The sequence below is a fragment of the Massilia sp. Root335 genome, assembly GCF_001425685.1.
GTDB lineage: Bacteria > Pseudomonadota > Gammaproteobacteria > Burkholderiales > Burkholderiaceae_D > Telluria > Telluria luteola.
Genome location: NZ_LMCY01000028.1, coordinates 120379 through 134354, shown reverse-complemented (window position 1 = coordinate 134354; position 13976 = coordinate 120379). Strand labels below are relative to the sequence as shown.

Sequence of the window (13976 nt, the reverse complement as noted above, 5' to 3'; positions counted from 1 at the left end):
GGACGCGGCTCGCCCGCCGGCATGGCGGCCGCGGGGTGGGGTCAGAAGTTGTACTCGGCCGTGAGGCGCACGGAACGCGGCGCCGCGCGGCTCGCCACCTGCAGGTAGTAGCGGTTTATCGCGCCTGCGTCCTCGCGCGTCTCGTTGTAGCGGTTGACGGTCTGGCGATCGAGCACGTTGAAGACGTCGGCGCGGAACGTCAGCCCTTTCACGCGCGCCGGGCTCCAGGCCGCGTTCAGGTCCAGCTGCATCTGCCACGGCAGGCGGCCCTGGCTGCCGCGCGGCGCGCTCTGGCCGTTGCAGTAGAAGTAGGCGTCGCCGTAGTCGCCGTCGAAACGCAGGTTGTCGGGCAGCGCGCCGATGCAGTTGCGCGGCGCGCCCGAGACCAGCGCCAGGTTGGCGCCCACCGTCACCTCCGGCAGCACCTGGGCGAAGCCGTATGCCTTGATCTGGTGCCGGTGGTCGCTCGGCAGGTAGCCGTAGGCGTTGTACATCAGTTCCTTGTGGTCGTCGCTGACGGTGAGCGCCACGTCGCCGCCGCCGATGGTGTCCGTCTGCCCTTCCATATTGCCCTTCAGCGCCGACAGCGTGTACGTGACCTTGCCGTACCAGCCGTTGCTGAACGGGTGTTCGAGGAACACGGTCAGCGCCTTGTAGGTGCGCTCCGGCAGCGGATTGCCCCACTCGGCCGCCGTGATGTCGACGCGGCGCAGGCCATGGCCGTCGTTGAAGTCGATCATCAGGCTGTTGTCGCGGCCCGGGTTCATGATCGCGCACTGGAAGCCGCCCCACTGGCTCTCGTCGACGTGGTTGCGCGCGGCCCACGCGTCGATCGGGCGCTGGTCGCACGTGTCGTCGTTGGTGTCGTTCAGGCGCCGGTACAGCAGGCTGCCGCCGGCGACGAGCCGGCGCGCCAACGCGGTCTCGAAGCCCAGCGAGAACTCGTCCTGCGACAGCGGCTTCAGGCCCACGGCCGTCACCTCGCGCGCATCGCGGCCCTGGCCGTAGAAGTTGTTCGCCGAGTACGCGTTGCCGATCGGGTGCAGGCCGGTCGGCGCGCCCGTGGCCGGATCGACGCCCGTGTAGGTGAAGAACTGGCTGGTCGAGAGCAGCGGACTCGCCATGTTGCTGGACAGGTTGGACGGCACCGGCAGGTGGTAGCGGCCCGCGTTGGCGAACACCTTCAACGAGCTGTCGCCCTTGACGTCCCACGTGGCGCCGACGCGCGGGGCGATCATATTGCGCTGCGCGATGAACGCGTCGCCCTTGGTCGTGTAGTTGGTGAACTGCTCGCGGCGCAGGCCGAGGTCGAGCAGTACCCGCTGCGCCACCTGCCAGTGATCCTGCAGGTATTGGGCCGACTGCACGCTCGTCGGCCGCGCGAGGTTGGTGTTGACGTCGCGGCTGACGTAATAGCCTTGCGCGCCATAGCCGCCGCCCTGGGCCGGCGTCTCGGACGCGCCGTTGATGGCGCGGTTCGGATCGCTGGCCTTGCGGTAGGTCCAGCGGTAGCCGCCGGCGAGCGTCTGCCCGACGAGCGATTCGACCTCGATGCGGTCGATACCGGCACGCAGAGCGTGACTCCCCAACTTGTACTCGACGTCCAGGCGCAGGCCTTTCTGGCGGTCTTCCGATGCCGGGTCGACGAGGCTGCCCGTGACGGTCTGCGGGTTGTTGTAGACGAGGCCCGGCACCTGCGTCGACACGGTGGACGACGTTTGCGCGAGGCCCGGGTCGTAGCCGTCCGGGATGCGCCGGTGGGTGGTGCGCGAATCGCCGTACAGCGCGGTCACCGTCAGGTCGTCGCGCAGATAGCCCGTGTACTTGACGATGTCGGCGTTGGCGCCCGGCGCGGAACCGGCGCCGCAGCAGTTGATGGTCTCCTGGCCCGCGCCGCGCGGCGTGCCGTTGCGGGTCAGGGTCGCATAGTCGAAACCATAGGCCTGGGTGCGGCCGACGGTGCGGTCGTACAGCTTCGTGTATTCGAAATGGTGGTCGTCCGTCAGGTTGTAATCGAGCTTGGCCAGGTAGCGGTTGACCGTCGTGTGCGAGCTGCTCCAGCCCGTCGGCGACGTCGTGCCGGCGCTGCTGGCGGCGGCGATCGCCTCGCCGTCCGTGACGGTGCGCTCCAGTGCGACGAAGGCGAACAGCTTGTTGCGGATGAGCGGGCCGCCGCCGTACAGGCCCGCGATGCGGCTGCGCGTCGTGTTGTCGCGGTTCCAGTACAGGAGCTTGCCGTCCGTGTCCGGATAGGCGCCCGTCTGCGGATAGTAGGTGTTCTCGGGTGCCGCGCGCAGGCGGGCCGGCAGGTATTGCAGCTTGCCGCCGAATTCGAACCTGTTCCCGCCGCTCTTCGTCGTGACGTTGATGACGCCGCCCGTCGAGCGCCCGAATTCGGCGCCGTAGCCGCCGGACAGCACCTGCATGTTGGCGATCGCGCCGAACGGCAGCTCGGACGCGCCCACCTGCGTGAGGATGTTCGTGACGGGGAAGCCGTTTACGTAGAACGCGTTCTCCGACTGGCCGGAACCGGAGATCTGCGGCGCGTTGCCGTACTGGCTGTTGGTGCCGCGGTTGACGCCGGGCGTCAGCTGCACGACGGACGCCACGTCGTTCGCCACCGGCAGCGCCTTGAGTTCCTTCGCCGTGAACACGACGCCGTTGTTCGTGTTGGAGACGTCGATGTACGAGCGCGTCGCCGATACGACGACGGTCTGCATGCCGCCCGCGCCGAAGCTGGCCTCGACGCCGGAACCGACGACGGCTTCCACTTCGCGGCTCGCCTCGACGGCGCCGCCGCGCAGCACCTTGACGGCATAGCGGCCCGGCGGCATCGACGTGGCGGCATAGCGCCCGGACGCGTCCGGGCTCACGGTGCGCTGCACGCCGGTGGCCAGGTTCTCGATGACGACGGTCGCGCCGGCGGGCGCACGCACCTCGCCGAAGATCGTCGTGGTGGCGTTCGACTGCGCCCAGGCCTGGCCGCCGCTCGCCGCCAGGGCGATCAGGATGGCCGTGGCATGCCGGATGGCGTCGTGCCGCAGTGTGAAGCGCTTGCTGTTCATGCTTGTCTCCTTGTTTGCGGATGCAGCAGTCCCTCCCTGTTCCGGACAGGGGCTGCTGCTCCTCGTTGTAATGATGGTGTGCTGTGGCGGTCGGCGCGCTCAGCGTGGTGTGACGGTCGCGCCCGGACTACCGGTCAGGCGCGCATTGGCCCAGTCGGCGCAGACCTTGCCCGGATGCGCGCCGCGTGCGCCCAGCGTGCGCAGGCTCAGTTCACGCAGGCCGCGCACGTCGATCTCGGGCTTGACGACGGCGGGCGGCGAGACCAGGCCGCTGTCGTACAGCAGCTTCGACCCGCTCCAGACCTGGAACTGCAGGCCGCCGCTGCCCCGGCAGCTGTCGTCGACGCCGAGGTCCGCGCGCAGCAGGTCCCAATCGCCGCCGAGCGCCAGGTCGATGCGGCTGGCCGGGCCGACGCCGACGCCCTTGCGAAAGCGCAGGCCGTTCATGCGCATCTCCGGTGCAGCATTCGCCCCGACCGCGGCCGGCCTGTCGCGCGCCGCGGACTGCGCCAGCGCGAGGTCGGACAGATAGACTTGCCGCTCGGGCCCGTCGGCGCGGCGATGTTCGAGCACGTGGAATTCGGACACCGCGATCGGCGGCACGTCGGCCGGCAGCGCCGCGTCGTAGGCCTTGGCCGGTGCCGGTCCCTGCGCCGCCGTGACCATCGGATCGAGCGCGCTGGCGCCATCGCCGTCCGGGTTGTGCACGCTCAGCACGCGGAAGCGCAGCAGGCGCCCGGCCACGGCCGGGAAGTTGATGGTCTGCGTGCCTTGTACCAGTTGCAGGCGGCCGCGCGCGACCGGCGCGCCCCAGTCGCCGTTCGTATCGCCGACATAGACTTCGTAATCGCGCACCTGGCCACTCGTCCAGTGCTGGTCTTTGCGCGGCGCGATCTCGATGCCGTCCACGAGGCGGCGCTCGGCGAAGCCCAGCACCCATTCGTGCGGACCGCTGCGTACCGCCTGGCTGCGCACCGTGCGGAACCACGTGTCCGGCTTGCCGTCGAACGCGCGTTCCAGGCCCTGGCCCGGTTCTTCCGCCGGACGGCTGACGACGACGATGGCGTCGGCCGGAATCGCGCGGCCCGTTTCCGGCGCGGCCGGGAAGGCGTCGTCGGGGCGCATGGCAAGCGCGCCGCGCACGGCGATCTCCAGCGGCTTGCGGATGTCGCGCGCGGCGGTCTTCACGTGCAGCGTCCCGCGCCGCTCGGCCGCATCGAAGAACCAGCCTTCATCGCTCGCGTCCAGCGCGGCGCGGCTGGCGCGGGCCGGCAGCGCGCGGCCGTCGGCCTGCACGGCATCCGGCGCGTGCGCGGCGAGCATGCGCAGGCTGTAGCCCCGCCGCGCTTCCTGGCCGGCGTAAGTGCCGTCCACCGCGCCGACGTCGACGGTCGCGTCGCGGCCGGCCGCCGTCATGCGGATCGTCTGGCGGCTCGATTCGCCCTGCTGGTAGCGGCGCGTGTTGCCGTCGTCTTCATACAACGTGAAGGCCGATTCGCCGGCCTGCGGATAGACGTCGAACGTCACGCGGTCCTTGGGTTTCTGGCCGTCGTACAGCACTTCCGGATACATGGGCAGGATGGCGCCGGCGCGCACGAACACGGGCAGCTTGTCGAGCGTGACCTTCAGGTCGAGGTCGCGTCCGTCCACGTTCGCCGTGGCCTGGTGGCCGTCCCAGTAGTCCAACCACGTGCCCTGCGGCAGGTGGATGCCCTTGCGCCAGCCGCCGCTCGCCGCCTGGCTGCGGTACACGGGCGCCACCAGCAGGTCGCGGCCCAGCAGGAACTGGTATTTATACTTCTCGGTCCACGCGGCCGGATCGCGCGGGTAGTCCCACATCAGGCCGCGCACGAGCGGCGCCCCGCTGTCCTCGGCCGCGCGCGCCAGGGTGTACATATAGGGCGTGAGGCGCAGCTTGAGTTTCAGGTAGCGGCGGTTGATGGCGCGGTACGGCTCGTCGAACCACCACGGGTGCTTGCGCTCCGCCGCCGACCAGCCGGACATCCCCATCAGCACCGGCGTGAAACTCTTCCACTGCAGGTCGCGGGTGTACGTCTCCGGACTGCCGCCGAAGATGGCGTCGACGTCGCCCGTCGCATACGCCTGGCCGGACAGGCCCGAGCCGATCAGGGTCGGCACGTGCCAGCGGATGTAGTCCCAGCTGGCGCTCTGGTCGCCCGTCCAGGCGACGGCGTAGCGCTGCGTGCCGGCCCAGCCCATCACGGTCCAGATGAACGGCCGGCTGTCGGAATTCTTCAGGATGCCATCGTACGCGGCCTTGTTCGCATCGAGCGAGAACTGGTAGCCCTTGCCGGTCCACGCGACGTCCAGCTTTTGCACGCGCGTGCCGGCCTGGCCGACTTCCCACGCGATCTTGTCGACGCCGTTTTCCGTCCACAGGCCGGTGCGGAAGCCGTAGCCCGCGAGGCCCTTCACCGTTTCGGGCAAATTGGTGTAGCCGCAGCCGTAGCCGTCGTTCGGCAGGATCCAGCCGCCCGGCATGTCGTGCTCGCGGTAGCGCTTGGCGACGCTGGCGACGACGTCCGGCGTCTTCCCGGTCGGGCCGTCGCTCCAGCCCGGCGGCACCGTGCCCGGCTTCCTCGCGTTGTCGCCGTCGTTGTAGCAGTCGGCGTCGCCGAACTCCAGCGCCCAGCGCGGCAGCAGGCGCGCGCGGCCGGTCCATGCCGTGTAGCCGGCCAGTGCGCCGCGCATGTCCGGCGCGACGAAATAATAGGCATCGAAGCGGCCTTCCGCATGCTGCAGCGCGATCTGATCGTCGCCGCGCAGGTCGTAGTCGCCGTCCGACCACGTGTTGCGCAGCATGGCCCATCCCTTGGAGCTGAGCAGGAACGGCGCCGGGTTCGGCCGGTCGCCCTCTTCCCAGCCGCCCGAGTACGACACGGCCAGTTCGCGGCCCTTGAATTCATAGCGTCCGTTCTGCTGGCCGCCGCCGTAGAAGCGCTCGGCGGCATCCGTCGACAGCACCTGGACGGCCTGCTTCTGCGCGATGTCGAGCGGCTGCAGTTCGCGCCACAGCGGCGCCGCCTCGCCCGCGCGGTACAAGGTGAAGCGCAGCGGCTTGCGGTCGATGCGCAGCGCCAGGGCCGCCGTCTTCACCGTGATATGGTCGGGGTGCTCTTCGAGCGCGTACTTCGCATCGTCCGGCGTGCCGACGACGATGGGCGCGGCCTTGTCGCCGGGCCCCGTCAGCTGCGCCGTGGGGCTGGCCTGGATATGCAGCACGTCCGCGCGCGGCAGGCTGATTTGCACGTGGGCGCCGCGGTCCGTCACGATGTCCCACGTGTGGCCGTCCGCGGCGGCGACGATGGACCGCACACTACCCAGCGGCGCGGCGCCGGCGGGGATGGCGGTGAAGGCGGATGTCAGCGCCAGGGCGGCGACGACGGGGCGAAAACGAAAAGGTCTCTTTGTCATGGTGGCAGTCGAAATTACGTTTTTGTTTCACTTACTGTAGAAACAAAAACAAGGAAGGTCAACAAAAAGCCGCCGAAACGCGCAAAAGAAGTGTCCCGCGCTGGATCCGGAGGCGTTTTATCTTTCGTATCTACAAATTTCGACCAGGATAACTTTCGAAGTGTAGCGAAAACCACACGAAAAGCGGACGACCAAGGTTTGCCATGTGTTCGAAACCTTGGTTTCGGATCGATTTTGCGTGGTGCATCTTTCGCTTTAGCTTTCGTGTTTGACATTTCGAAAAATATTCTCTACTCTTGCCCTACCCGAACCTTTCGAACACGACGATGACCACCTTACTCGAACGCGATGCGCAATCCTGGCGCGACCTCGGCGGCCTTGCCACCGCGGAGGAGATCGTCCAGCAGCCCGCGGTCTGGCGCGCCCTCGCCGGCGTGCTGGCCGCCGAAGGCACGCGCGTCGCGGACTTCCTGGGCGCCTGCCTGGACGATCCACGCCAGCGCGTGATCCTGACGGGCGCCGGCAGCTCGGCGTATGTGGGCGAGATCGCCGCGGCCGAACTGAATGCGCGCTGCGCGGCGGACGTGCGCGCCCTCGCCACCACCAGCCTGCTCACCCACCACGAGCTGTATCTAGATCCGGCCGCGCCGACGCTGCTCGTGTCGTTCGCGCGCAGCGGCGACAGCCCGGAAAGCCTGGCCGCCGTCAACCTCGTGCGCCAGGTCGTGCCTGGCGCGCGCTTCCTCCATATCACCTGCAACGCGGCCGGCAGCCTGGCGACGCAGGCCGGCGGCGATCCCGCGGCCTGCGTGCTGCTGATGCCACCCGCAAGCTGCGACCGCGGCTTCGCGATGACCAGCAGCTTTACCTGCATGCTGCTGGCCGCCTTGTCCGTGCTCGGGCGCCACGACGATGCCGCCGTACGCCTGGAGCGCCTCGCGCAACTGGGCGAACGCGCCCTCGCCGACTGGTCCGCCCCGCTGGCGCGCCTCGCGCAACGCCCGGCGCAGCGCGTCGTCTACCTCGGCAGCGGCCCGCTGGAAGCGCTGGCGCGGGAAGCGGCGCTCAAGATCCTGGAACTGACGGGCGGCCGGATCCTCGCATTGGCCGAGTCGCCGCTGGGCTTCCGCCACGGGCCCAAGTCCGTGCTCGACGAACATTCGCAGGTCATCCTGTTCGCCAGCAGCAAGGCGCTGGCGCGCCGCTACGACGACGACCTGCTCGCCGAACTGCGCCGCGACGGCATCGCCGCCGACGTGCTGACGGTCGGCCAGGACGGCGACTTCGGGGCCGACACGCCGGCGTGGTCGGACGCGTGGCTCGCGCCGCTGTGGCTCCTGATGGCGCAGCAGTACGCGCTGCAACAATCGGCCCGCCTGCGACTGCGGCCGGACAATCCGTTCGCCGGCGGCACCGTGAACCGCGTCGTCCAGGGAGTGACCATCCATGACCACGCCGCCTGATCGCCTCGACCGCGGCTGCCACGGCATCGACATCGGCGGCACCAAGATCGAGATCGTGTCGTACGACTCCGCCATGCGCGAAGCCTACCGCGAACGCGTCGCCACGCCCGGCCACGACATCGTCGCGTTTTCCCAGGCCGTCCACACGCTGGTCCGGAGCGGCGACGCGGTGCTCGGCGCCCGCGCGCCGGCCGGCATCGGCCTGCCGGGCATCACCGACACGTTCAGCGGCCGCCAGCTCAGCACCAACGTGCCGGCACTGAACGGCCGCCAGGCGCGCCAGCTGCTGCAGCACACGCTGGACCGGCCCATCGTAATCGGCAACGATTGCCAGTGCTTCGCGCTGTGCGAGGCGGCCGGCGGCGCGGCGGACGGCCTGCCGACGATGTTCGGCGCGATCCTCGGCACGGGCGCCGGCGGCGGCTATTGCGCCGACGGAAAGCTGGTGCGCGGCCAGAACGGCATCGCCGGCGAATGGGGCCACTGGTCCGTGCCCGCGCCGCTGCTGGCCCGCCACGGCCTCGCACTGCTCGACTGCCCTTGCGGCAAGGCCGGCTGCACCGAACGCTATGTGTCCGGCCCCGGCATGGCCGCGCTGCACCGCCACTTCGGCGGCGACGGCGCCGAACCGGTCGCGCTGGCCGCACGCGCGAACGCGGGCGACATCGTCGCGGCGCGGACGCTGGACGTGCACCTCGACCTGCTCGGCCACGCGCTGGCGAACGTCGTCCTCGCGTTCGACCCGCACGCGATCGTGCTGGGCGGCGGCCTGTCGAACCTGCCGCACCTGTACGCGCGCCTGCCGGACGCCGTCCAGCGCCATCTGCTGCGCGGCATCCAGGCGCCGCCGATCCTGCCCCCGCGCTTCGGCGACGCCGGCGGCGCCCGCGGCGCGGCCCTGCTGCTGCGCCAGCAACTCGACGCGACTCCCCATCCATGAACACGCAACCCTCTCCGATCCGGCAGGCGATCCAGGCGCACCGGCGCGGCGAACGCGTCGGCCTCGCCAGCATCTGCTGCAGCCACCCGGCCGTGCTGCGCGCCGCCATGCGCGTGGCGCTGGCGCACGACAGCGTGCTGCTGGTGGAAGCGACGTCGAACCAGGTCGACCAGTTCGGCGGCTACACGGGCATGACGCCGGCCGTCTACCGCGACTACGTGCTGGACCTCGCGCGCGAACTCGGCTTCCCGCCCGAGCGCCTCGTGCTCGGCGGCGACCACCTCGGCCCGAATGCGTGGCAAGGCCTCGACGCAGCCGCCGCGATGGCCCATGCGGAGACGCTGATCGCGGCCTATGCCGGCGCCGGCTTCCACAAGATCCACCTGGACTGCAGCATGCGCTGCGCGGACGACCCGCCCGTGCTGCCCGACGCGATCGTCGCCGGGCGCTCGGCACGGCTGGCGCGCGTGGCCGAGGATGCGGCGCAGGCGGCCGGGCTGGCCCCGCCCGTGTACGTGATCGGGACGGAAGTGCCGGTGCCCGGCGGCGAGGCGGACCTCGAAGACGCCGGCGCCCCCACGTCGCCCGCCGCGGCCAGGCGCACGCTGGACGTGCATTGCCGCGCTTTCATCAAAGCCGGCCTGCACGCCGCATGGCGCCGCGTCGTCGCGATGGTCGTGCAGCCCGGCGTCGACTTCGACACGAGCCACATCCAGCACTACGACGCCGCCCGCGCCGCCGCGCTGTCCGAGTTCATCGCCGGCCACCCGGGCCTCGTGTTCGAGGCGCATTCCACCGACTACCAGCGCGAAGCGGCCCTGCACGCCATGGTGCGCGACCACTTCGCCATCCTCAAGGTCGGCCCGGCCGCCACGTTCGCCCTGCGCGAGGCGCTGCTCGCGCTGTGCCAGATCGAGGACGAGCTGCTGCCGGCCAGCCAGGCATCGCACCTGATGCGCGTGCTGGACGACACGATGCTGGCGAAGCCCGACCACTGGCGCAAGCACTACCGCGGCAGCAGCGACGAACAGCGCCTGCTGCGCCGCTACGCCCTCAGCGACCGGTGCCGCTATTACTGGGGCGAGCCGCCCGTGGCCGCCGCGCTGGAAACGCTGTACGCGAACCTGGAAGCGGTCGCGATCCCGTTGCCGCTCCTCAGCCAGCACCTGCCGGAACAGTATGCGGACGTCGTGGCCGGACGGCTCGCCGCCGCGCCGCGCGATCTCGTCGAACACAAGATCGCCCGCCTGCTGTCCCAGTATGCGAGGGCCTGTACGCGGAACACGGCGGCACCGGTCGGCAGCGCCGCCGCGATCTGTTAAGCTCGGCGTTTTCAGACCGACAACCCCAAGCGACCATGCGAAACACCAGCCAACGCCGCGAAACGATCCTGCAAATGCTCGCCCGCCAGGGCTCGGTCCAGGTGACCGAGCTGGTCGACCAGCTCGGCGTGTCCGCCGTCACCATCCGCAGCGACCTGTCGGCGCTGGAGGGCCAGGGCCTCGTCACGCGCAGCCACGGCGGCGCGGTCCTCGTGCGCACGCCGCCGCCGGAACAGAGCATCCGCCAGAAGGATGCGCTGCACCATGAAGAGAAGGAGCGCATCGGCGCGTTCGCCGCCTCGCTCGTCGAACCGGGCGACAACATCGTCATCGATTCCGGCACCACCACGATCTCGCTCGCGCGCCACCTGCGCGACGCGCAGGACGTGACGGTGGCGACGAATGGCCTCAACATCGCATGGGAACTGGCGGATTCGCCCGGCGTGGACCTGATCCTGACGGGCGGCCTGCTGCGCAAGCAATCGCTGTCGTTCCAGGGCAGCCAGGCCGAGGCCTGCCTGCAGGTCTACAACTTCGACAAGCTGTTCCTCGGCGTCGACGGCCTCGACCTGCAATTCGGCGTCACGACGCACAACGAGGCCGAGGCGAGCCTGAACCGCAAGATGGTCGAGCGGGCCAAGCGCATCGTCGTCCTCACCGACGCCTCGAAATTCGGCCGCGTGAGCCTGCACCGCATCGCGCAGCTGGACCGCGTCCACACCGTCATCACCGACGCCGGCATCAGCCCCGAATACCGCGACGGGCTGCAAAAGCTCGGCGTCGAAGTCCTCATCGCGGATTAGCGCATGCTCGGCGGCCGCATCCTGACCCCTGACGGCTGGATCGCCGGCACCCTGACGTTCGGCCAACGCATCGATGCCATCGCCGCCGACCCGGCGGCCGCGGACGGCCCGCTGATCCTGCCCGGCTTCGTCGACCTGCACGTGCACGGCGCGGCCGGCGTCGACATCATGCAGGGCGGAGCCGCGGGCGTCACGGTGGCGCGGGCGCACGCCCGCCACGGCACCACGAGCATGCTGGGCACGACGATGACGGCGCATCCGGCCGCCATCCGGCGCGCGCTGGAAGGCCTCGCGCCCGGCATCGCCGCGCGGCCGCCGGGCGCCGCGCGCATGCTGGGCGTGCACCTCGAGGGCCCCTTCATCAGTCCGCACAAGCTGGGCGCCCAGCCCCCGGAGACGCTGCCCGCGAGCCTGGAGCTCGTGCGCGCCTGGCATCGGCTGGCGCCGGTGCGCGCGCTGACGCTGGCGCCGGAGATCGCCGGCCACCTCGACCTGATTCCGCAACTGGCGGCGCTGGGCATCCGCGTGCAGCTGGGCCACAGCGCCGGCACGTACGAGGATGGCGTGGCGGCCCTCGCCGCCGGCGCGGCCGGCTTCACGCACCTGTTCAACGGCATGAGCGGCTTCGCGCACCGCGCGCCCGGCATCGCCGGCGCCGCCCTCGCCCATGCGGAATACGCGGAAATCATTCCCGACCTCGAACACGCGGCGCCGGGCGCGATCCACGCCGCGCTGCGCGCCATCCCCAAACTGTACGGCGTGACGGATGCGACGGCGGCCACCGGCATGCCCGACGGCGAATATGCCCTCGGCAGCCAGCGCGTCTACAAATGCCTGGGCTGCGTGCGCCTCGCCGGCGGCTCGCTGGCGGGCAGCGCCCTCACGATGGACCAGGCGCTGCGCAACTTCGTCGCCATCGACCTGTCCGTGGCCGACGCGTCGCGCCGCCTGTCGCAGTATCCCGCCGATTACCTCGGCGAGCCCGATCGGGGGCGCATCGCCCCGGGTGCCTGGGCCGATCTCGTCGTGCTCGACGCGGACTTGCGCCCCACCGCGGTGTACGTCGAGGGCGAACCGATCGCCATATAAAAAAACACCAACCGGAGACGACATGACAGCAGCCTTCCCGCGATCCCCCGCCTGGTCCACCCGCTACCTGCTGTTCATCGCCGGCATGGGCGGGCTGTTGTACGGCATCGACGTCGGCATCATCGCCGGCGCGCTGCCCTACCTGGAATCGACGGCCGCGCTGGCGTGGAAGCTCAACGCCCAGCAGCTCAGCTTCGTGGTGGCGGCCGTGCTGCTCGGCTCCGTGCTGTCGTCGCTGTTCGCCGGCGCGCTGGCGGACCTCATCGGGCGCAAGCGCGGCATGGTCGTCGCGGGCGCGCTGTTCGTCGCCAGCATCCCGCTGATCGCGCTCGCGGACGGCTACGTTCCCCTGCTGTGCGGGCGCCTGCTGCAGGGTATCAGCGGAGGCCTCATCGGCGTGATCGTGCCGCTCTACCTCGCCGAGTGCCTGGACGCGGGCAAGCGCGGACGCGGCGCCGCCCTGTTCCAGCTGCTGCTGACGGTGGGCCTCGTGGCGGCCGCCGTGATCGGCCTCGTGCAGGCGCGCAGCGTGCAGGCCGCGACCGACGCCGCCGCCGCGCTGCCGGAAGCGGCGCGCGCCGCCGCGGTGCTCGCGGCGAAGGACCATGCGTGGCGCGGCATCTTCTGGATGTGCCTCACGCCAGGCGTCGTGTTCACGCTGGGCTGCCTGCTGCTGGCGGAATCGCCGCGCTGGCTCGCGCAGCGCGGCCGCCTCGACGCCGCGCGCGCCGTGCTGCTGCGCACCCTTGATGCGCGCGAAGCCACGCGCGAACTGGACGAGATCGTGCGTCCGCAGGCACAGGCCGCGCGCAGCGCCGAGCCGCTGCTGTCGCGCCGCTACGTGCTGCCGTTTTTGCTGGCCTGCCTGATCCTCGCCTGCAACCAGGCGACCGGCATCAATTCCGTGCTGGCCTATGTCGTCAACATCCTGAACCGCGCGGGGCTGTCGGGCGCCAGCGCCAACCTGGCGGACGTGCTGCTGAAAGTGCTGAACGCCCTGATGACGATCGTCGCCGTGCTGCTCGTCGACCGCAAGGGACGCCGCTTCCTGCTGATGCTGGGCACGGCCGGCATCGTGGTCGCGCTGCTCGCGGTCGGCCTGCTGTTCCGCGCCAACGAAACGCAGCAGCGCGACGTGCTCGCGCAGGTGACGCAGCGCGCGCACGACGACGGCCTGTCCCTGCGCCTCGACGCGCCCACGCTGCGCGCGCTGGGCGCCGATCCGGCCGGCACGCCGCAGGTGCTGACGGTGGAGTACGCGTACGGCCCGTTCACGAACGTGGCGACCATCCGCAGCGACGATCCCGCGCTGCCGCCGCTGGTCGCGCAACGCGCCGACACCGTCCAGGCGGACAGCGTGCTCGGCGCCGCGTTCCGCCGCGTCCACCTGAATCCGTTCCCCGATCCGGCGCTGGCCGCGGGCAGTCCGCTCGTGATCGAAACGGCGCAGGTCGGACCGCTGCCGACGCCGGCCCACGGCTGGCTCGTGGCGCTGGCGATCTGCGTGTTCGTCGCCAGCTTCGCCGTCGGACCGGGCGTGTGCGTGTGGCTCGCGCTGTCGGAGCTGATGCCCACGCGGATCCGCTCGAACGGCATGAGCATCGCGCTGCTGATCAACCAGTTCGTGTCGACGGCCATCGCGGCCGTGTTCCTGCCGACGGTCGGGCGCCACGGCTATTCCGCGATCTTCTTTTTCGGCGCCGCCTGTTCCGTCGTCTACTTCCTCGCCTCGGCCTTCCTGCTGCCCGAAACCCGCGGCAAGACGCTGGAAGAGATCGAAGCGTATTTCGCGCGGCCGGCGACCAAGTGAGCGGCCGGCGGCGCCCGGCACGTCGTCCCCGCGCAGGCGGGGACCGCAT

At 70.5% G+C, this 13976-nt stretch carries 8 protein-coding genes; 6 read left to right on the top strand and 2 right to left on the bottom strand.

The window, feature by feature from the left end:
• Positions 1–41: 41 nt before the first annotated feature.
• Complete coding sequence (locus tag ASC93_RS16360; protein WP_056444274.1) at positions 42–3065, bottom strand: TonB-dependent receptor; 3024 nt, start codon at positions 3063–3065, stop codon at positions 42–44.
• A 99-nt stretch (positions 3066–3164) separates the two neighbouring features.
• Positions 3165–6500 (bottom strand): TIM-barrel domain-containing protein, encoded by a 3336-nt coding sequence (locus tag ASC93_RS16355; protein ID WP_082548096.1) that lies wholly within the window; start codon positions 6498–6500, stop codon positions 3165–3167.
• Positions 6501–6826: 326 nt separating this feature from the next.
• Here ASC93_RS16355 and ASC93_RS16350 point away from each other — a divergent pair, with 326 nt between their 5' ends.
• From ASC93_RS16350 to ASC93_RS16325, 6 genes are read left to right on the top strand one after another with little or no spacing between them, the layout of a single operon-like run.
• Entirely contained in the window at positions 6827–7963 is a 1137-nt protein-coding gene (locus ASC93_RS16350; RefSeq protein WP_056444271.1) for an SIS domain-containing protein, read from the top strand.
• Positions 7947–8903 (top strand): ROK family protein, encoded by a 957-nt coding sequence (locus ASC93_RS16345; RefSeq protein WP_056444268.1) that lies wholly within the window; start codon positions 7947–7949, stop codon positions 8901–8903. The genes ASC93_RS16350 and ASC93_RS16345 overlap by 17 nt, the downstream gene beginning before the upstream one ends.
• Complete coding sequence (locus ASC93_RS16340) at positions 8900–10225, top strand: D-tagatose-bisphosphate aldolase, class II, non-catalytic subunit (RefSeq protein WP_056444265.1); 1326 nt, start codon at positions 8900–8902, stop codon at positions 10223–10225. The genes ASC93_RS16345 and ASC93_RS16340 overlap by 4 nt, the downstream gene beginning before the upstream one ends.
• Complete coding sequence (locus tag ASC93_RS16335; protein ID WP_267874950.1) at positions 10174–11028, top strand: DeoR family transcriptional regulator; 855 nt, start codon at positions 10174–10176, stop codon at positions 11026–11028. Before ASC93_RS16340 ends, ASC93_RS16335 begins: the two co-directional genes overlap by 52 nt.
• A gap of 3 nt (positions 11029–11031) precedes the next feature.
• On the top strand, positions 11032–12117 hold the full coding sequence (locus ASC93_RS16330; RefSeq protein WP_056444260.1) for an N-acetylglucosamine-6-phosphate deacetylase: 1086 nt from the start codon (positions 11032–11034) through the stop codon (positions 12115–12117).
• 22 nt (positions 12118–12139) lie between these two features.
• Positions 12140–13927 carry an MFS transporter gene (locus tag ASC93_RS16325; protein WP_056444257.1) on the top strand — a complete coding sequence of 596 codons (1788 nt, stop codon included), beginning with the start codon at positions 12140–12142 and terminating at the stop codon, positions 13925–13927.
• Positions 13928–13976: the final 49 nt, after the last annotated feature.